We start from the raw sequence: 21,126 nt of genomic DNA on the forward strand, positions 1-21,126 counted from the left end.
CATGAAAAGAAAATTTTTTTTTATAACAGGGTTATCGATTTTCATAACTTTCTCAGCCCGGTCTCAAAAAATATTAAACATTAATTCAATCCTCGATTCTATTCAGGCTAGTAATCCATCCATGAAAATGTACGATGCAGAAATACGTTCATTGGATGAAGCCGCCAAAGGTGCTAAAAGCTGGATGGCGCCTGAATTAACTTCCGGTTTTTTTATGACGCCTTATGCGCCAAGATATTGGAAGGCGGCAAACGGGGTGCCAGGTATGGGGCAATATGTAATTGGTGCCCAGCAAATCATTCCTAATCCCAAACGGTTAAAAGCAGACGCTAACTATATGTCATCCATGTCCTCTGTTGAAAAAGAAAAAAAAGGGTATACACTCAATCAGCTATACGCAGAAGCAAAGAAAAATTATTACGAATGGATAGTGATTAAAAAGCAACTGCTGATTTTGGATGATAATGAAAAGCGCCTGAACTACATGATTCAAAGCGCTGAAATACGTTATAAAAACGGGCTGGGAAAAATTAATGCGTATTACAAAGCCAAAGCAGCATTGGCCAATGTACAGAATAGCAGGATTATGCTGGAGAACCAAATAAAACAAAAAAAATACATCCTTAATACATTAATGTATCGCGATAAAACAATTGACTTTGACATTGATACTGCCTATACTTTAAAAGATTATCAAAACATAGTATTTGATACTACCTTATTTGTAACCAACAGGAGCGATGTAAAAGCCCTTGAAAAGGAAATGTATGTTAACCGGTTAAAACAGGAAACCGAAAGGACAAGGTTGTTGCCTGAATTTGGGGTACGGTTCGAAAACGCTTATGGATGGGCACAGCAGCCATTGCAATTCTCGGCAATGGGTATGGTAAGGTTGCCAATGGCAAGATGGTCTTCTAAAATGAATAAAGCCAATATTGAAAGCCTGAAATGGAAAAACGAATCGTTGCAGCAGCAAAAGCAAATGATTTTAAATGAATCTGTAGGCACAGCTTATGGAATGAGGACAGATATCCTCAACAAAAACAAACAAATAAAATTGTACGAAGAAAAAATTTTGCCGGCCTTATACAAAAACTTTAAAACCTATGAATTGGGATATGAACAAAATACAGAAGAACTGTTTGAATTATTTGATGCCTGGGAAACATTAAACATGACACAGTTCGAATACCTCGGGCAGTTGCAACAATTACTGGCTATGCAGGTTGAGCTGGAAAGAATTCTTCAAATACGATAAATTAAAAACATTTATGAGTGGAAAGAAAAATAAAATACTAATTATTATCATGGCTGTAATAGCACTATTAGCTGCTGTTGCCTTACTCTATTTTAAATTCCTGCATCCTAAAAATGCTATTCATACCCAGCATAGCGGGATGGCTGATATGGGAAACATGAATATGCCTGCAAAAGAAGAAAAGGTTTTGTACACTTGTTCCATGCACCCGCAAATTATTCGTGAGCAGCCGGGCAATTGCCCTATTTGCGGCATGCGGTTGGTAAAAAAAGAAAACGAAAGTAAAAAGATACACGATATGTCTTTGCATACCTTGTTACTACCAACCAATAGTTACGCTGTTTCTAGCATACCTGCCACTACCTTACTCAAGAGTAAAGAACCAATAGAAATAAATGCACTCGGATATACAGCCTACAATACTAAAGAAGTAGGGGCTATATCAGCCAGGATAAGCGGCAGAATTGAAAAATTATATATTCGGTACCGCTATCAGAAAATCAGCAAAGGCCAAAAGATAATGGACATTTATAGCCCTGAGTTACTGACTGCACAGCAGAATCTTTTATTCCTGCTAAAGAACGATCCATCAAATACTTTATTAATTAATGCCGCTAAAGAAAAACTATTATTACTGGGTTTTCCAGGTGAACAATTACAGCAGGTAATAACCACACAACAACCACTGTTTACAGTTTCTGTTTACAGCAATTACAGCGGTCACATTCATGATGCTTTAAATAGTGGGATGAATAATAATGCAGTTCCGGAAGCCCCGGCTATGAATGAAGCTACCTCAATAACTACGCAGGGGCTTGCCCTTAAAGAAGGGATGTATCTGCAAAAAGGGCAAACAATTTTTGAAGTGTATAACATGGATAAAGTATGGGTGTTGCTTAATATTTACCCATTAGATCAGCCTTTTATTAAAGTGGGTAATAAAGTAAGAATAGTACCGGAAGCAAGGCCCGACAAAGATTTTCGCAGCTTCATTTACTTCATTGAACCCTTCTTCCGCCCGGGAAGTAAAACGGTAACAGCAAGAGTAAATGTTGATAATAATGTTTTACAATTGCCCATAGGCAGCCAGGTAAGGGCAACTATTTTTAGTAACCCGGTAAATGCAGAATGGTTACCCCGTGAAGCGGTATTATCACTTGGCCTTGAAAAAGTGGTTTTTGTAAAAAGTGGAAACGGATACAAGGCGCAAAAAATAGAAACAGGCGTAACTTATAAAAATCTGATCCAGGTAACAGGTGGTATTACTCCTGTCGATTCAGTAGCAGCCAATGCGCAGTTTTTAATGGATAGTGAAAGTTTTATAAAAGTTCAGGGTAAGGATTAACTAATGAAAAAAAATGAAAAAATGAAAAAAATATTGATAATGGCAGGATTAATACTTTTATCTCTTGCCTGTAAAAATAAAAATGCAAAAAATACTGTCCATTCAGAACATACAAAAGATACAGCCGGCGTGTATTATACCTGCTCTATGCACCCGCAGGTAATGCTGGATAAACCCGGCAACTGCCCTATATGCGGCATGAAACTGATAGAAGTAAAGAAAAGTATAACGCAGGATGACAACGAGGTAAAATTGAATGAGCAGCAAATTCAATTGGGCAATATTTTAACAGATACCATACACAATAGAATGATGATTGGCGACCAAATGGTTTTGACTGCAACACTAAATGCCGATCAGCAAAAAATTAACGCCGTTAGTGCAAGAGTGATGGGAAGAGTTGAACGGTTATACTTTAAAAATTTGGGCGATTATGTTCATAAGGGAGATAAGTTATATGATTTATACAGTGAAGAACTGAATAATGCCAAACAGGAATACATACTTTCTTTAGAAAAAAAAGAAAATCTTGATAATTCAACAATAGATTTTAACGGATTAGTGCAAAGCGCCAAAAACAAATTAGCGCTATGGGGGTTATCTGAATCGCAAATAAAGGATTTAGCAAGTACAAAAGTCATAAACCCGGTCACAACTTTTTATAGTCCCGTTAGCGGTTATATTACCACCTTAGATATACGCGAAGGGGAATATATAAATGAAGGCGGTACTATTGTCAGGATTACTAATCTATCATCACTTTGGGCAGAAGCACAGGTTTATATTTCCCAACTGTCACAGATTGATGTTAATGCAACTGCTCATGTTCAATTTCCTGATTTACCCGACAGGGAAATGACAGGAAAAATTGAATTCACCAATCCGGAAGCTAATCCGCAAACACGTATTACTTTACTGCGGGTAAATGTGGCTAATAGTGATAATCTGCTTAAGCCCGGCATGCCGGCATATGTAATTATAAAGGGGAAACAGGTAAATGCCTTAACATTACCCTCCGATGCAGTACTTCGTACCGGCACCGGTGCATCTGTATGGGTGCAAACCGGCAATCGCTCATTCAAAACCAGAATGGTTGAAATTGGCATGGAAGATGGAGATAGGGTTCAGATAAAATCGGGCCTTCAACCGGGGGATGTTATCGTTATCAGCGGCGCTTATTTATTAAACAGCGAGTATATTTTTAAGAAAGGCGCTAACCCCATGGCCGGGATGAAGATGTAAAACTGTAAATAAGGAAATAGATTTGTCCGTTCGTTTCAATGGGAGTGTAAAATAAACTATATCAGTTAATAATTTTGAGGTATAATACTGAAAAATAGTTGGTAAAATCGTCTGTAATTCAATACAGAGTTGAATTATGAGGAAGTTTGGTGAAAACACTTTCACCAAACTTTTTTTGTTTATGAAAAAGCTAAAAAAAACGTTACTGGAGTTGTCAATCTTTGTCGGTAATAGATAGGGTGGGGTAAACAACAGAATAAACAACGATTTAAGTGCAAAAACTGCGGCACTCTATTTAGCAATAATGACAAGTTACAAACTGTTGAAAACCGTTTTATATGGTTCAAAAAATGGATATTAGAAAGGCAAACATACAAAACATTGCAAAGGGAAAGCGGCTTATCAAAAGATACTTTGCAACGCACCTTTTATCACTTTTTAGCTTAAGCTCCTTTAACCCCAATAATTCACCACGACAATGTATATTTAGGGGTAAATGCTACTTATTTTAAACGCTTTTGTGTGGTGTGTTATCAAGATGATTTATTGAGTTATACCCAGTTATTTCGCTTCTCTGATGCAGAGCGATATGAAGAGATTAAAGAAGATTTAAGCAACCAGGGTCATTTACAATTTATGATTATAGACGGCAGGTTTAACAGCGGAGCGTTTGAAACATTTTTGCGGCAAATGATAAAGTATAGCAGGCAGAAACTATATTTTGTAACAGAAGGGCACCCAGCGTACAAAACAAAAAAACTAAATGAATGGCTCCAGGCAAATAGAAACAAGATTGAAGTATTTTTTCTTCCACCATACAATCCGGAATTGAATCCGCAGGAGTATGCCAATCAGGATGTAAAAACAAATATGATAGGTAAGAAAAGGCCAATCAATAGGGCTCAAATGCGAACCAACGTGGAAGATTTTATGTACAACAGGAAAAAAGACAAAAGGCAGGTGCAAAAGTACTTTCATGTAAGCCATGTCAGGTATGCGGCGTAGCCATTTTATAAGACTTAAATAACTAAACGATTAATAAAGGATTTTAATCTAAAAAATCACCAACTATTTTCCAGTACATTACCAATTTTGATAGAACAGAGCCTGCAGAGGAGTTCTTGCTACCGATAGTCGAGCACAATACGTTGGTTTAACAGCTACACCTGTTCACTTCATATTTTGATGATGGCTGCCGCTACCTCCATTCATATTTTGACGATGACCGCCTGACTGCATTTTTTGCCCCTGCATGTTCATTCCATGATTCCCCTGCATTTGTCTTTGCATCATTCCTTGGGATCTGTATTTCCTTCCATTCATATCCATACATTGCCCATCACGCAGATGTAACTGTTTGCCGTTCTTTAAATGGTAAGAGCCATCGGGCTTAATGATCGTGCCGTTTTTCAATGTCATATCATTTTGCATCTGCATTTCCTTTCCATCCATGTTATGCAATATTTTTCCATCCTTCATTACTAAATGTTCGTTCTTCATTACAGCATTTTGATGTTTTTTTTGTTCTACTTGTTGGCTTTGCGCAACAATAGTACCTGTTAGTATTATTAGCGACATTGATACTAAAAGCATTTTTTTCATGATTGTGTGTTTTAATGTTAAAAAATATTTATCCTGTTATTATTTTATTTACTGTTATTTCAAAATATATAATTGTTTAACGGCTTATCAAAAAAACCAACATCCCTGCCATCATTATTCCCATTCCTATTCCCATTGAAGACATTTTGTGCTTCTTTTCTTTTAAAGTGAGTTTAGAAAATTGGGCAGAATCATTGGTTATTTTATTATTCTCCATATTTTCTCCCGACTTGTCGGGACTCATATTACTCACATTACTCATGCCCTTCATCATCGGGCACATCATTTTCATCTTGTGCTTTTTATGTTTTTTTTCTGATGCTTCAGATTTTTTTACTAATTCCATTCCGCATTTCGGGCAGGTGCCGGGTTGCTTGGATTGTATTTCGGGATGCATGGTGCAGGTGTAAATAACAGTACCTGGTTGGGTGGTATCGACCACACTTTTATTTTGCCCTATTACAGGTACGCCCGCAAATATAAAAACCGTTAATGCCAGCATCATTAAAATCATTTTTTTTGTTTTCATTGCCATAAAGTTTAATTGTTATTATACCATTTGTTAAATACGATGAACATATATTTGGGGGTTTATTAAAATTTATAACTTACCCCCAGAGACCAGAAAAAATTATTGGAAAGATCCTCTTTATAAATATTTGGACCATTGGCAATTGTTGCAGCATTAACTGGTATAGCATAAACAGGGTAAAAGGAAAAACGGAATTTATTAAGTGTATAACTAATCAGTACACTCAGTTCATAATCTAGCATGTAAAAAGAAACTGCTTCGCCCATACCTCCTCCCATTGGAGAAGAGCCTCCGCCGCCAATCATGTGCCGCCCAAAGCGGAGGTTATTGTTATAATTACTATAATAGTTTTGTGTACCGGCATTCAGGTAAACGGTAGGAGTAATTGCGAGGTTATCGTTGGCTGCGTAAAAGGTATGGCTTACAGCAGCGCCCAAAATGAAATCAGTAGTGTTACTAAAATAGGCACTGCCATCAATATATACATCCACTATATCAAAATCATAGTCGGCATAAGCGCTCACATAGCCAGACAATTCCGACTTTACAGTATAACTTTTGTTGTTAAAAAAATATTTGCTTCCGGAGATACCAGCATTGAAATTTTTTAAATAGAAATCATAGCCGGTTGTCAGTGTAAATAAATCAAACCTGTTTTCCCCGGTAGCTGCCAGGTAAGAAGCTCCGCCATTAATGAATAAACCTGATTTATGATAATACCCTGCAAATGCAGATAAGTAAGGAGCCGCTAAAAAACTCTTGCGCCCTAAAAAAACAATATTATTGTTATAATTGGTACTGACCAAGCCATAAGACTTTTTCTCATCTGAACTTTCCTTTTCGGTAGAATCTGCGTTGAATTTTTCCTGCGCAATCGATTTTATTGGTGTAATAAAAAGTACCAATAAAAAGGAGGCAAAAAGTAGTATATTTTTCATTTTATTTTTATTCATACATCCCGATATATTTCGATCATGTCTTTATTCTGCTTAAATCTATTTTGTTTTTTGCCTCCATTGTTTTTTCAACGGAAAAAATATATTAAATATCCTAATCGCCTGTCTGTAGAAATTCCAGGATTTTTTTTGATTCAGTTTCAGTTAGCATTGCCCGCTGCCGCATGTGGCTGCTAATTATGTTCCATTGAGTATTGGTAAAAGCCGAGCTGGGTGGCGAGTTGTGGCACCTCATGCAATTTTGTGCCCAAAGCTGACTGCCGCTTTTGTCAGTTACTTTAGATGATATACAGCTGGCAAACACTAAACCCATAGTGATGATAATTGCAAATACAATTATTAATATATTACGTTTCATAATTTTTATTTTTATAAAATGAATTAAAATCCAACTGCAATCTGGATGAAAATTGCATTGTTATTTTTCTCCGACTGGAAAGCTGCTTTGAATGCAGTACGCCAGTTAAACCAATAATTAATTCCATAGGTATATTGCCTGATTTCCTGAAGGTCTTTAGCACCTGCAGGAGGATTGAAACCGGCATACCGGAATACTAACTCCGTTTTTTTCAAAAATTTGCTTTGAGACATAGTAGGCCGGTAAGCCGCCTGCGAAAAAAAAGAGGTACGCTTATTATCAAATGTGTACCAGGTTGATCCTGTAGGGTCGCCTGGATCTACATAACTGGCATTATCAATATTTGCCTTATTCCATTGCGCTTTAATATCGAGTGTACCTTTAATGATGTCTATCGGATTGATATAAGAAAAGTCTGCCGCATACATAGCAGCTTTAACAGACTTATAATTGTAACTGGTATCCCCTACATTTCCATATCGGTAAGAAAACCCGATTTCAAGGGAAGAATTTTCTATGGGCAATAGACCCACACGACCGCCATACGACAATTTTTTACTTTGTACATCTACATTGCCATAACTAAGTGTGCCTTGTTTAGAGGGTATTGCGGGATCAGTTATTAATGCAGCATTATTACTTACAAAAAAACTATAATTAATTTTCGATGCTCCTATTTGAGCCCCTCCCCGAAAATCAAAACCAACTTCAGATACAGGGCCAAAAGCCAGTTCATCTTCACCGTTGGCTAATGGTACCGTTGGTAGTTTATTAATCCAGGAAGGATGCAGCCTGTCCTGAAAAATACCAAAAGGCGCTAAAAACTTTCCGGCCCTGATGGTTAAATATTTATTCACAAAGAAAGAAGCATCTGCATAGCCCAACTCTATATTTGTGGCATTACCCATAATGGCTGTTTCCATTTCAACCTCCACTAAAATCCTTTCATGCGGTTTCCATAATAATATTGGGGTAAACCCAACATCTGAAAACGTTGACTGATTATTTGAAAACTTACCGGTAAAAGTTGTAAATCCTGATATTAAAAACTTACTGGCTTTTGCAACTTGTGTCTGTGTACTATTTTTTATCAGGCTGTCAATTAACTCCTGGTTATACTGTTGTGCATAAATTTGGGGACTGTTTATCAATCCGCCAATTGCAAACAGGATGATTATTAATTTAGGTTTCATATCGCTATTTTTTTGTTATTAAACTGATTATTTACTGAATGTTCGGATATAATTCAATACTTGCCAGCGTTGTTCATCCGTAAGGGATTTTTTGGTTGATGGCATTGGCTTTCTCCCTTCTTTAATTTTCCAGAAAAGCTCCCCATCTGTCTGATTCTTTACTTTCAGAGTATTGAAACTTTCGGGAGATTTATCAAGTGTAGCGCTGTTCGGTCCATTACCCAATCCCTTTTTGCCATGGCATTCTAAGCATTCTTTTATGTAAATAGCCTTTCCGGCAGCAATAGATGCGTCATTTGCCGGAATGGGGTTCTTTATATTTTTTGCAGATTCCGGCGCCTTCCATTCACTTTGTTGTGGGATGAAAGAAGCTAAAACTAGGCAGACAGCAAAAAAGATGACGCTTATACTTATAAAAGCAGATTTTGTTAGTGGCTTGTATTTTAAAATGTTTTTCATGTTTCTTGTTTTAATTTGTTAAATAATTAAGTTGTACTATTCTTTGGTTGCTCTTATGCTGATGCTTTCTTTTCAATTTTAGTTATCTGATAAATTACAAATCCGTAGGTAAACCAAATGCCACCGAAAATGATGCTGAAAGAGATAATTAAAATGATAGGAGCTCTTGGTTCCCATAGTGCACGGGGAAAGGGATTTTTTTCAACAACCAATGGTTCCCCCCATTTTGAAATAGAAGTGGCTTCCACATTTCCATATACTTCATTGTCTATTATTCTTGCCACCAGAACTACATTTCCTTTTTCATCTCCTTTTATTTCTTTGGGAAAATTAAAAGTTGCCATACCCCTGTCATCTGTTGTTACGTTTGCTTCATCACTTAATGGCATTATGCCGAACAACCGTTGAATGCCAAAGTTTACTTCTACATTTGGTATCGGTTTTTCTTTCCCGTTAGCCAGTATCTCTGTTGCAAGAACGGATATCAATTTGGATGAATCCTCTTCAGATAAACTAAGAACCAGCCTGGCATCTTTCACAGAAGCCTGCGCTTCGGCATCTTCATATCCTTTATCATTTTCAATGCGTGCGATAATAGTAACACCTGAAGTATCTGTGGAAATTTCTTTTGGAAAATTGATGCTTGCTTTACCTCCTTCACTGGTTAAAGCTTCCCCTAAAAATGATTTTCCGGCTAATGCGGATGTATAAAAATTGATTTTGACACCCCGCACAAAAACCAGCTTCCCACTATCATTTTTCGTAGATACATTGGCAACAATTGTCCTGTCTCCATCGGCATTTTTATAAAAAGATAGCTCAACCGTGGCTGTCTTTTTTTTATCAAGTTGCTGCTGGTCTCTGGTATATGAAGTATTCCAAATCAAAACAGCAGCTAAAATGAACGTGGCAGATTTAAATACAATTTGATTTTTTAAAGTAAGTTTCATTTTTCTTTATTTTTTTAGTCGGTTATGATGTAGCTACCTGTACGTTTTCTTTCTCATTTTTAATAGCGTTATCAACCTGTTCATACTTTTCTTCAATCTCTCTCCCTTCTTTCACTTCCCAAATGGAAACGATGGGGAAAATTTTAGCAAACAGTGTTATCACCAGGAATATACCTGCTAATGCCCCAAAGGTGATAGACCATTCAACCCAGTTAGGAAAATATTGTGACCATTCTATCGGCACTTTCTGGATGGGTAAGTAAGGATGTAAAAGGGTTGGTATGACGATGATGTATCTTTTTACCCAGGCTCCAATCACGATAATGATACAGACAATGCTTGCCATAACGGGTGTTCGCCCTTTAGGGAAGGCAAGGATTATGGCGGGTACTAATACGGTACCCAATTGGAGTATCCAGAAAACGGAAGAATAACTACCACTAAATAGGTCGTGCAATAAAAATCCTTCTGAGCTTGCCATCTTATAAGCGGGTACTGCATACTCGTTCAAATTAAAGTAGGCATAGATAAGGGTTAGGGCCAGCACTATTTGCCCCATGTAGTTAAACTGCTTTTTGGTGATATATTTTTCCAAATGATACATCCTGCGGAAGGCCGCCATAATAAGCACTACAGCTGCTGAACCGGAATAAAGGGCTCCTGCTACAAAGTAAGGTCCGAAAACGGTGCTGTTCCATCCGGGGCGAAGCGTCATGGCAAATATGTATCCAACTACCGTATGCACGGAAACAGCAATGGGAATAATAATGATGGTCATTACATGCATTCCTTTTTCCAGCCGTTTCCAATTGCCGGGTGTGTCTTGCCATCCTAAGGATAGTTTTCTGTAAATCCATTTTCTTAAGCGGGTAGCATTACCAGACAAGCGGTCGCGGCAAAGAGCAATATCCGGTATCATAGGTAAATACAAAAACAATGAGCTGCCAACAAAGTAAGTTCCGATACAAATAATATCCCATAAGAGAGGGGATTGCAATCTGCCAAAAATTACTAAATTGGGTATCCGGTCAGGACGTCCCATATCAATAATAGGCATGATGCCGCCAAAAAGTAACGACACCCATGTAAGCAGCTCTGCCGAACGGGTTATGGGTCTTCTCCATTCTTTATTGGTGATCCTGAGTATAGCAGATACTAATGTACCGGAGTGGCTTATTCCAATGAAGAATACAAAAGTGGAAATGTAGAGGCCCCACGATACATAATTTCGCATGGCAGTGGTTCCCAAACCAAAATATATTTGCCGGATGTAAATTGCTGCTCCCCATACTACGATGATAAGCAGAAATCCAATCCACAAACGATTGAGTGGGCTGTACTTTCCTATTGGTTTTAAAAAGTCATTTTCAATACTCTCTACATTATTATTATTTGTAACAGTAGTATGTTCATTTTTCTTTTCCATATAATTTTTTTTACATGTTCATTGACTCATGATTGTGATTTTTCTTTTCGCCTTCTTTTTCATTATTCATGTCTGGTTTCGGGTACTTCCTGTTTTTTGGGGGCAGATAATAGACCCTGGGTTTTGTTCCTAATTCTTCTAAATACCTGTATGCAGCATTATCTTCCAGTAATTTGCTTAACTGTACAGTTACACCTACACTATTTGTAACAGCATTTTCGTTTTCATCCCCCATGTAAATAGCGCCCATAGGGCAGCCTGTTACACAAGCGGGCAATTTGCCTTCTCTCATTACATGAGGGCAAAAATCACATTTCTCTACAGTACCAACTTTACGTGGAAAACTTTGTTCAGGAGAGTATGGTATCATTTTTTCAGCTGCCGATTCTTCGGGTCTGTCCCAATTAAAAAAGCGGGTAGAATAAGGGCAGGCCACCATGCAAAACCGGCACCCGATACATCTTTCATTATCAATGAGCACAATGCCATCCTGGCGCTTAAATGTTGCATCAACCGGACAAACCTTGGTACAGGGAGGATTATCACAATGAAAGCATGGTTTTGGGAAATAATAAGGCGCTAATTTTTCATTATCCTGCATCGTGAACACTTTTATCCATTCCCGGTCAGGTGGGGTAAAGTGCATTTTCTGACAGGCTTTGGTACATTCACCACAGCCATCGCATTTAGCCAGGTCAATCACCATCACAAATTTCTTTCCGGGAATTCCTTTTCTCGCTTCAGTATTGCTCACAGGAGGGGCATTGTGTTCATGTTGTAAATGTGTGCTGTTTACCTCTACTAACTTTCCATCCGGCGTAAGCACTTTCACTTTTTCTCCTTGTGTCTCTCCTTTGTCATTACAGGAAACAAAAGAGTTGATTACCGAACTCCCAATAACACCGGCTGTTATAGTTGCCACTGAAGACTTTAAAAACTTTCTACGCTCATTGTCAGGTGTATTTTTTTGCATAAATCAATGATTTAAGAATTTATAGTAAGATTATCAAAATTGGTTTTAGCGCTTCTTCGCTTTTGTTTGTTATCAAATCCGGTTTGTTCAAAATATTGCGCAGCAGCTTTTTTCCCTGTATTTTTTTCGAAACGGGTTGCAGTTTATATTCATCCGGGGATATCCCTGTTTCTTTTCTAAACAGGGTTCTGAATGTTTGCTGCGAACACGGTAACCCAAATGCAAAGCAATATCTGCAAGGCATAGCTCTCTTTGTACAATGAGTTCTTTGGCCTTCTCTGTTTTTAAGCGGGTATAATATTTTTCAATAGTTACCCCTGTAACATCAGAAAAAATTTTGCTTAAATAATTATAATTGCAGTGCATCAATTCAGGCAGGTAAGCAGGAAGCCTGGGGTGCTTTCTTTCTTTTGCAACAGCCATATTGAGACATTTGCATAAATGCGAATGTATTTTCACTACAAGTTTATCTTCCTCTTTATCAGCAATATCAAATCCATATTGATTAAACGCTACCCTGATTGCAGATAAATCATCCTGACTTAAATGCTTAGCAATTACCGCCTCACCTAAAGTCACTGAAAGCGTTTTATACCCCACCTTTTTTAAAAGGTTCCTAACTGTATCAATGCATCGGTTACAACACATATATTTAATATAAGAATGAATGGTTTCCATAATCTCTTTCTACTAATTACTCCATGATACTTTTATATATCCGGTTTAGCTTGTACATTTTGTGAAAATCATCATAGCGTATGAGATCTGGATCTGATTTGAAGTTTTCATCCAGCATATCGTGAAAAGCATGATTGTTTGGAAATGTTTTTTTTAGATTTATAATAGTTAAAGGTTGCGGAAGAGAAAATGCCCCTACACTAAAAAAATACGTCGGCGCATATTTTGCAGCTGCTTTAGGCGGATATGAAGGAGGCTGGTAAACATACATAAGTAAGTATTCGCCTGGGTTTAGTATTTTATATTGTTTATTATTTATAAACCTGAATTCTTCACCGTTTGTATTCCTGTAGCCATACGTATCACTTTTTAGCAGCATGTATGTATTGCCTTTGTGCTTAATGACTATTATCTTATCGTTGAACAAAATATCGTCTTTTATTTTATGCTTTTCATTTTTATAATTAATTGCATACGATAATTTTCTTTCCTGAAAATCCTGGGCAGTTTTATAAATTCCACTGCTGTCTTTTTGTGCAACAGCATTTCGGGTAATAGCCAGCAGGCTGATTACCAACATCAGGATAAGATGCTTTTTTTTCATTTCTTTTGATTGTAAGTATGGAGAAATAATTATTGATCTTTTTTTCCACCTTTCGAAAATGCCCTTTTTGGCATAAGGAAGGGATGATAATACCGTTGATAAATAACTGTTTTTTATATAAGAAAGCAGTAATTGAGGAATACTACGATTCCTCTCAACATCTCAATAGTATCGTGAAATGATAGATGTTTGAAGGAATCATATTCTAAAAGTCCTATTGAGGAGAAATATAGGAGGTTGGGAACAACTTCGGTCAATTTTATTGATAGCAATACCGAAATTTAAACCATCATTAAGAGGAATAAAACAATTATTATATAAAGAAGAAGGCTCAATGTCAAAATATATGCCAGCAACTAATAAAGAGTTAACCTGGGCACCTTTGTGAATATTAACTTTCGTAAAATGCAATTTATCCTTACAACATCCCTTCGGCATATCTTTTGGGTTGCAATTGCATCCTCTGTGCCCACCAAAATTTAAGACTGATATTTTTGTTAAGTGACCCTGGCAATAGTGAGAATTAATAGCAATGCTGAATGCACTGGCTGAGTAAACAAAGAGAAGCAGTATGACTATTATTTTTTTCACCTTATTTGCATTTAAGGACGGTGTAAAAGTACTTTTTGAAATTATCTGTAAATATGATTTTTGTCAGTTTTTGTCAGGAATAAATATGATTTTAGTCAGTATATGAAAGTTTATTTTCATTTTAATGAAAAGCCATTATTAATTTTTAGGATGCCTGTTTTAACTAAAGTATTATATTTGACACTAAATGTCAACATTCATTTATTGGTATTCCCACCAAAAGAGAAAATCAACGGACACAAAGGAGCCAACTCTTACATTCGTTTAGGTGAATCAATGGGCGTAAACAAAGGCTACAAAACAGGCATCCGTGACAATTGGTTTGTAATCCCTTCAATAAAGTTGTCAGATGCTTTATTTATTAGCAGAAACAATTTATATCCTCGTTTAATCCTGAACGAAGCAAAAGCCTACGCAACGGACACAATGCACCGTGTGTTTATGAAAAAAGATACGATTAAAAACACATTCATAGCCAGTTTTTACAATTCACTTTCATTGGCTTTTTCAAAAATCGTTGGTCGTAGTTATGGTGGTGGAGTATTGGAATTAATGCCAAGCAAAGCAGAAAAAATACTGCTCCCATATCAAACTGAAAATGCTGAATTACTTGCTACCATTGATAAAATGATGCGAGACAAAAAAAGCATTGATGAAATTTTGAAAATCACAAACAAACAAATCCTGAAAGACGGGTACGGCTTTACAGATAAAGAAATAAAGATAGCGGATAGTGTTGTATTTATTTGACAATGATATGAGCTTTGAAATTGGAAAAACAGCAATTACCGAGAATATGTTTTTTGTAGGTGAGCAAGATATTGAAGATTCAATCAGTGACGAAATTTGGTTAAATATCCTTAATGACTATTATCAAGGGGTATTAGAATTTAGTATAAAAGAAATTAAAGATTGGAAAAATGCAGTTGTAAAAAAACTAGGTGTAACGATTACGAAAAATTCTATCCAATTCTTAAAAAAGGAATAAAAACGAAGTGCAAAAAAAATATTGATTACGATTCACTTAAGAGAATGCCTTCAAAGGGGGCTAAATCAGCAGATTTTTTGCAAAGGTTTATAAATTCTGAAAATGACATTCCTGTTAAAATAAAAGAAGCATTTGATAAACTAAGAACTTATTATGCCAACAATAAAAATTAACCAACAACTCAAACGAATCGAAGTCAAAGAATTTGAAATCGAAAATCAAATCGTTTTCAGCTATTTTGATAATCTTCCTGCGAGTGAAAGAGATGAAAAATTGCTGAGAGTAATTTACATAGGTGTTTTGGCTTTAATGGAAGACCGTATTTCCTCGTTTCTTTCAAAAACATCTAACGAACTAGGAACAGAACTAGAAAGTTTGAAGATGATTTTTGAAATGAAGAAAGAACTTTTCTATAAATCAACTATCAAAGGAATATTAGCAGAAGATGAAATTGCAGAATTTTTAAATCAATACTTTTCAGAAAAACGCTTGAAAGACAGAGCGTTTTTAACCGGAAATTCAGCGGGGAATCTTCCTAAGAATAAAACAGGAGATATTATTTGTGAAGTGCACGGAACACCTGATTTAAAAATTGCCATTGAATGTAAGTTTGATAAAAGTGTTCGTTTAGGAGATATTGAGAGCAAAGATATTTTTACCCGAAATTCTCCCACCGCTTGGAGCCAATTAATTGAAGCACAAGCCAACAGAGATAGTAAAGTAAGTTTGATTGTGTTTGATATTTCGTTAGTTGATAACTCTATTCTAAAGAACGTTGAGAATGTCGGTTACATCCCGGGAATTGGTTTCATTGCAATCATTAATTCACAAAAAGGAGATTATAGTAATTTGGCAATTGCTTATATGCTTGCAAGAGATATTGCCTTAAATGCTAAGGAAATTGAATTGGATAAAGATGTTTTGGCAATGATGGTAAACCGCATTATCAAAGACATCAATGAAGTTTTGACAATTAAATCACTCGTTCAGAATAACATTGACAATAACAAAACAATATTGAAACAACTTGAAAAATCAATCCTTTTAATGGAGTTTAATCAAGAATATTTAAAACGGTTTTTAAGTCAGGGAACATTAACTAAAAAAGATTTGCTGGACTTCTATTCAGGTGAAAATGTGAAAGATAAATACCGTTTAATTGAAAAAGAAATTGATGCATCATAGTATCCAAAACAATATGCATAATAAATAGCATAACATTTGTTTGTTAGCAATAAATTTTAAATGAACATAATTAATGTAAAAACTACTACCTATATGCAACTCAATGAAGATTTTCAAAAAATATACCAACAATTAAATGATGAGCAAAAGAAAGCGGTAGATCAAATAGAAGGCCCTGTAATGGTCATTGCCGGGCCTGGCACAGGGAAAACACAAATTTTATCGGCACGAATAGGAAAAATTTTGTTGGAAACCGATACACTGCCCGAAAATATTCTTTGCTTAACTTATACTGATGCCGGTGTTGTTGCCATGCGTAAACGCCTCATGAGTTTTATTGGGCCCGATGCTTATAAAGTGAACATTTATACCTTCCATGCCTTTTGTAATGATATTATTCAGGAAAATCTCTCCATGTTCGAAAAAACAGTACTCGATCCAATTTCTGATTTGGAGCTTACTGCATTGCTTAAACAACTCATTGATACTTTTCCCAAGAATCATCCGCTCAAACGTTACAGGGGTGATGTATATTTTGAAATAGAAAACCTGCAGAAATTATTCAGCACCATGAAAAAAGAAGGGTGGACACCTGAATATATCCTTTCTGCTATTGATGCTTATTTGAATGATTTGCCCAATCGTGAAGAATTTATTTATAAAAGAAAAACCGGCCGTAATAATCCGGGCGATTTAAAAGAAAAACAAATACACGAAGAAAAAGAAAAAATGGAAAAACTCCGTGCTGCCGTGCAGGAATTTGACCGTTTTCAGGCAATGATGAAACAAAACAACCGCTACGATTTTGATGATATGATTAACTGGGTAATTCAGGCATTTGAACAAAACCCGGGTTTATTGTTAAAATATCAGGAGCAGTTTTTATATATTTTGGTAGATGAATACCAGGATACCAGCGGTACACAGAATAAGCTGGTACAATTGCTCATTAATTATTGGGAAGAACCCAATGTTTTTGTGGTGGGCGATGATGATCAAAGTATTTACCGTTTTCAGGGTGCTAATATCGAAAACATGTTCACGTTTGCACAACAATACCAAAATAGTTTAGAAAAGATTGTGCTCACAAAAAATTATCGTTCCATTCAACCTATTTTGAATACTGCTAAATCTGTGATTGATCGCAATGAAGAGCGTTTGGTAAAACACATGGAAGGGTTATCAAAAGAGTTATCTGCCGCTAATCCTCATATTAGTGAAATGAAGCAACCGCCAGTTGTGCAGGAATACGATAATCAACAGGCAGAAATGATAGGCATTACACTTCAAATTGAGGCCCTTTTACAACAAGGAATTGCACCCGGAAAGATTGCGATAATTTATAAAGAACATAAATTTGGAGAAGAACTGGCTAAATATTGCACTGTTAAAAATATTCCTGTTTTTACCAAAAAGCATGTCAATATTTTCACCATTCCTTTAGCAAAAAAAATACTCTTGCTATTAGAGTATTTAGCTGCTGAACACGATGCACCTTATGGGGGCGATGAAATGTTATTTGAAATTTTGCATTTTAACTGGTTTCAAATTCCACCCATTGAAATTGCAGCACTCTCTGTTGAAGTGGCCGATTTGAAATACACTACAAAAAAAACATCCATCCGAAAATTATTATACGATAAAGCCAATGCACCTGCCAAAGATTTATTTACTGAATCACTGCTTCCTGCTTTAAAAGAAGCTTCTTTCATCATCGAAAAACTGATTGCTGCTGTACCCAATGTTACCCTGCAACATTTATTTGAAAAAGTAATTTCTGAAACAGGTATTATACAACACATCATGCAGCAACCCGATAAGTTTTATGCATTGCAGGTACTCACCGCTTTATTCGATTTTGTGAAAGAAGAAACCCGCCGCAATCCTTTTTTATCACTAAAAGAATTTGTATCTCTCATTCAATTAATGCAAAGCGAAAAAATTCCATTGCCCTTAGTACAGGTGAACGGAAACGATAAAGGCGTTAACTTTTTAACAGCGCACGGTTCTAAAGGGCTGGAGTTTACTTATGTATTTTTTGCAGGTTGTAATGCATCTTTCTGGGAAAAAAAGCGCAAACAAAGTGATGGGTATAGTTTTCCCGATACCCTTTTTGCTTCTACTCCTAAGCATAAAGAGGAAGAAGAATTGCGCCGCTTATTTTATGTAGCACTTACCCGGGCAGAACAATATTTAACGGTAAGCTATGCGGCATTTAAAAATGATGGCAAATACCTTGAACCTTCTATGTTTATTGCCGAAATGATGGAGCACAATGGTGTAACCATTGAAAAGAAAACCTTGGATGCGGCAACTATCGCCGATTTTCAGGCGCTTAGTTTTGCCAATACTGCTGCACCTGAAATTGATAAATTAGAAACCGATGTGATCAATCGCCTGCTCGAAAAATTTGTAATGAATGTTACGGCATTGAATAATTATTTAAAATGTCCGCTGGAGTTTTATTATAAAAATTTAATTCGAATTCCTTCACCTAAAAATGAATCAACCGAATTTGGTTCAGCGGTTCACTATGCACTGGAAAAATTGTTTAAAAAAATGAAGGAAGATCCCAATAACCAATTCCCTCCATTGGAAGAATTTATTTCCGATTTTGAATGGTACATGCACCGCCATCGCGAAAGCTTTACTAAAGAGCAGTTTGAACGCCGGTTAGAATACGGCCAAATTGTATTAAGCAACTATTATCAGGAACATATTTTAACCTGGCATAAAATTGTAGTAGTAGAACATACCATCAAAAATATTGTCATCAATGGGGTACCGTTAAAAGGAAAATTAGATAAATTAGAATTTGATGGGAAATATGTAAATGTGGTAGATTATAAAACCGGCGATTATGAAAAAGCGCAAACAAAATTATTACCCCCGAACGATAAAAACGAATTGGGTGGCGATTACTGGCGACAAGCCGTTTTTTATAAAATTCTGGTAGATAACGATGCCACCAAAAATTGGGAAGTGGTTAGTACAGAATTCGATTTTGTTGAGCCTGATAAAAAAAACAATTACATCAAACAAAAACTGGTGATTGAACCCGAAGATGTAACCACCGTAAAACAACAAATTACCACCGTATGGGAAAAAATTCAGGCACATGATTTTTATACCGGCTGCGGCAGCACTGACTGTCATTGGTGTAATTTTGTGAAAGATAATCAATTAGCCATTGCTTTACACGAGCTGAATGAAGAGGAAACATAGATTTTATAGTTCTGTTAATCGGCTTTACCCATTTCTAAGCGTAAGTTTGCGCTTGCCGGTTCACTGCCATTTCGTTGTATAAAACAATAATTACATGCAAAAAATAATTGGATATTTCTTCATAGCTGCCTTGTTTATTCCCTTTACTTTTACGGGATGTGCTAATATTATTCCACCATCTGGCGGCCCAAGAGATACCATTCCACCTCATTTGGTAACCGCCGTACCCGATGATTCTATGTTGTATTTTAATACCAATAAAATTCTGCTAACTTTCGATGAATATATAGATGTAAAAGATGTACAAAAAAATTTAATTGTTTCCCCCAACCCTAAAAGTACCCCCATTATTGAAAATCATTTGAAAAATGTAACCATTAAATTAAAAGATACACTCCATCCCAATACTACCTATTCCATCAATTTTGGAAATGCTATTCGCGATGTAAATGAAGGAAATATTCTTAAAAATTTTATTTATGTATTCTCAACCGGTAATCATTTAGATACGTTTAGTTTCAGAGGCAAAGTATTACTGGCCGAGACCGGAAAAACCGATTCAACCCTAATTGTGGTTTTGCATGAAAATTTGAACGATACAGCCGTGGTAAAAGATGCACCTAAATACTATGCTCGTGTAAGTGGCAACGGCAATTTTGTATTTCATTTTTTACCTGCCAAAACATTTGCAGCCTATGTATTGCCCGATGATTACAGTAAACGTTATGATGATTCAACCAAAATGTTTGCTTTTCTCGATTCAAATATTGCTGTAGGTACGCATACACCTATGGTTACTTTCTATGCATTTGAGGCAGCAAAGAAAAAAGAAAAAACAGCTAAACCCAATGTGCCACCTGCTGCTAAACTCAGCAAAAACAAAGAACGGAATGAAGAGCAGAAGCGGCTGCGCTTTAGCATTAACTTCGACAATGGTAAACAGGATTTATTAAACCCGGCACTTCAAATTAAATTCAATACACCTTTAGATACGCTCAACACTGCGGCAGTGGAGTTGTTAGATACCTTGTTTAAACCTGTAAAAGGTTATACTGTTCAGTTAGATAGTACCAAAACCATTTGTAGTATTACTTATTCTTGGAAAGAGGCTGAACATTTTGTATTGCTGCTTCAAAAAGATGCGGCGGTTGATACCAACCACCTGCAATTAGCCAAGACCGATACCATTCGCTTCACCACTAAAAACGAATCAGATTACGGCTCGCTGCGCATACGTTTCAATCATCTCGATTTGGCCAAACATCCGGTGTTACAAATGTTACAAAACAATACCATCGCTGAATCAATCCCCATTACTTCAAAAGAAATTTACAGAAAATTATACCGCCCCGGCGATTATGATTTGCGTATTCTTTACGATACCAACCAAAATGGCATTTGGGATACCGGTAATTTTAAAAAACACCTGCAACCTGAAATTGTATTCGATCTCGATAAAAAAATTGTGCTGAAAAATAATTGGGATAATGAGTATGAGTTGAATTTGTAAATGCCATTTTTGTTTTTACGCTTCAACAAAATGTGTTCCTTACTGCAAAAC

20 protein-coding genes are annotated in these 21,126 nt (G+C 36.3%); 9 read left to right on the forward strand and 11 right to left on the reverse strand.

Annotation, left to right across the window (positions count from 1 at the left end; translation table 11 throughout):
- Position 1: 1 nt before the first annotated feature.
- From EO766_RS08320 to EO766_RS08335, 4 genes are all read left to right on the forward strand, one after another.
- A complete protein-coding gene (locus tag EO766_RS08320) occupies positions 2 to 1,258 on the forward strand; it encodes a TolC family protein (RefSeq protein ID WP_074420317.1) in 1,257 nt (418 codons plus the stop codon).
- A gap of 13 nt (positions 1,259 to 1,271) precedes the next feature.
- Positions 1,272 to 2,603: a heavy metal-binding domain-containing protein gene (locus EO766_RS08325; protein WP_218331433.1), complete on the forward strand. Its 1,332-nt coding sequence runs from the start codon at positions 1,272 to 1,274 to the stop codon at positions 2,601 to 2,603.
- Between the two features lie 21 nt (positions 2,604 to 2,624).
- Positions 2,625 to 3,845 (forward strand): efflux RND transporter periplasmic adaptor subunit, encoded by a 1,221-nt coding sequence (locus EO766_RS08330; RefSeq protein ID WP_074420319.1) that lies wholly within the window; start codon positions 2,625 to 2,627, stop codon positions 3,843 to 3,845.
- Positions 3,846 to 4,367: 522 nt separating this feature from the next.
- Positions 4,368 to 4,850, forward strand: a complete 483-nt coding sequence (locus EO766_RS08335) for a transposase (RefSeq protein ID WP_074417400.1) — start codon at positions 4,368 to 4,370, stop codon at positions 4,848 to 4,850.
- Between the two features lie 165 nt (positions 4,851 to 5,015).
- Here the strand turns inward: EO766_RS08335 and EO766_RS08340 are convergent, their stop codons facing one another.
- From EO766_RS08340 to EO766_RS18550, 11 genes are all read right to left on the reverse strand, one after another.
- Positions 5,016 to 5,447: a DUF6799 domain-containing protein gene (locus EO766_RS08340; RefSeq protein WP_074420310.1), complete on the reverse strand. Its 432-nt coding sequence runs from the start codon at positions 5,445 to 5,447 to the stop codon at positions 5,016 to 5,018.
- Between the two features lie 76 nt (positions 5,448 to 5,523).
- Complete coding sequence (locus EO766_RS08345) at positions 5,524 to 5,976, reverse strand: heavy metal-binding domain-containing protein (RefSeq protein ID WP_143439548.1); 453 nt, start codon at positions 5,974 to 5,976, stop codon at positions 5,524 to 5,526.
- A gap of 65 nt (positions 5,977 to 6,041) precedes the next feature.
- On the reverse strand, positions 6,042 to 6,917 hold the full coding sequence (locus tag EO766_RS08350) for a hypothetical protein (protein WP_074417403.1): 876 nt from the start codon (positions 6,915 to 6,917) through the stop codon (positions 6,042 to 6,044).
- Between the two features lie 399 nt (positions 6,918 to 7,316).
- Positions 7,317 to 8,486 (reverse strand): putative porin, encoded by a 1,170-nt coding sequence (locus EO766_RS08355; protein WP_074417405.1) that lies wholly within the window; start codon positions 8,484 to 8,486, stop codon positions 7,317 to 7,319.
- A gap of 27 nt (positions 8,487 to 8,513) precedes the next feature.
- The gene (locus EO766_RS08360; protein ID WP_074417406.1) at positions 8,514 to 8,945 is read right to left on the reverse strand and encodes a c-type cytochrome; all 432 of its coding nucleotides are present in this window, start codon (positions 8,943 to 8,945) and stop codon (positions 8,514 to 8,516) included.
- A gap of 53 nt (positions 8,946 to 8,998) precedes the next feature.
- Entirely contained in the window at positions 8,999 to 9,895 is an 897-nt protein-coding gene (locus EO766_RS08365; RefSeq protein WP_074417407.1) for a hypothetical protein, read from the reverse strand.
- Between the two features lie 22 nt (positions 9,896 to 9,917).
- Positions 9,918 to 11,321: an NrfD/PsrC family molybdoenzyme membrane anchor subunit gene (gene nrfD / locus EO766_RS08370; RefSeq protein WP_074417408.1), complete on the reverse strand. Its 1,404-nt coding sequence runs from the start codon at positions 11,319 to 11,321 to the stop codon at positions 9,918 to 9,920.
- 10 nt (positions 11,322 to 11,331) lie between these two features.
- The gene (locus tag EO766_RS08375; RefSeq protein ID WP_074420313.1) at positions 11,332 to 12,294 is read right to left on the reverse strand and encodes a 4Fe-4S dicluster domain-containing protein; all 963 of its coding nucleotides are present in this window, start codon (positions 12,292 to 12,294) and stop codon (positions 11,332 to 11,334) included.
- An 87-nt stretch (positions 12,295 to 12,381) separates the two neighbouring features.
- Complete coding sequence (locus EO766_RS08380; protein ID WP_074420901.1) at positions 12,382 to 12,873, reverse strand: helix-turn-helix domain-containing protein; 492 nt, start codon at positions 12,871 to 12,873, stop codon at positions 12,382 to 12,384.
- Between the two features lie 115 nt (positions 12,874 to 12,988).
- On the reverse strand, positions 12,989 to 13,576 hold the full coding sequence (locus EO766_RS08385; RefSeq protein WP_074420315.1) for a hypothetical protein: 588 nt from the start codon (positions 13,574 to 13,576) through the stop codon (positions 12,989 to 12,991).
- 198 nt (positions 13,577 to 13,774) lie between these two features.
- Positions 13,775 to 14,167: an HYC_CC_PP family protein gene (locus EO766_RS18550; RefSeq protein WP_502697232.1), complete on the reverse strand. Its 393-nt coding sequence runs from the start codon at positions 14,165 to 14,167 to the stop codon at positions 13,775 to 13,777.
- A gap of 177 nt (positions 14,168 to 14,344) precedes the next feature.
- On the opposite strand from EO766_RS18550, the gene EO766_RS08390 reads away from it, so the two are divergent.
- The 5 genes from EO766_RS08390 (at position 14,345) to EO766_RS08410 (ending at position 21,075) form a co-directional block, all read left to right on the forward strand.
- Complete coding sequence (locus tag EO766_RS08390) at positions 14,345 to 14,917, forward strand: hypothetical protein (protein WP_179853763.1); 573 nt, start codon at positions 14,345 to 14,347, stop codon at positions 14,915 to 14,917.
- Positions 14,918 to 14,924: 7 nt separating this feature from the next.
- Positions 14,925 to 15,155, forward strand: coding sequence for a hypothetical protein (locus tag EO766_RS08395; protein ID WP_074420900.1), 231 nt, complete (start codon positions 14,925 to 14,927; stop codon positions 15,153 to 15,155).
- A 153-nt stretch (positions 15,156 to 15,308) separates the two neighbouring features.
- Positions 15,309 to 16,340, forward strand: a complete 1,032-nt coding sequence (locus EO766_RS08400) for a hypothetical protein (RefSeq protein ID WP_074420899.1) — start codon at positions 15,309 to 15,311, stop codon at positions 16,338 to 16,340.
- Between the two features lie 60 nt (positions 16,341 to 16,400).
- Positions 16,401 to 19,565: an ATP-dependent helicase gene (locus EO766_RS08405; RefSeq protein ID WP_074420898.1), complete on the forward strand. Its 3,165-nt coding sequence runs from the start codon at positions 16,401 to 16,403 to the stop codon at positions 19,563 to 19,565.
- Positions 19,566 to 19,659: 94 nt separating this feature from the next.
- Positions 19,660 to 21,075: an Ig-like domain-containing domain gene (locus EO766_RS08410; RefSeq protein ID WP_074420897.1), complete on the forward strand. Its 1,416-nt coding sequence runs from the start codon at positions 19,660 to 19,662 to the stop codon at positions 21,073 to 21,075.
- Positions 21,076 to 21,126: the final 51 nt, after the last annotated feature.

Source organism: Hydrotalea sp. AMD, assembly GCF_004100315.1.
Classification (GTDB): domain Bacteria; phylum Bacteroidota; class Bacteroidia; order Chitinophagales; family Chitinophagaceae; genus Hydrotalea; species Hydrotalea flava.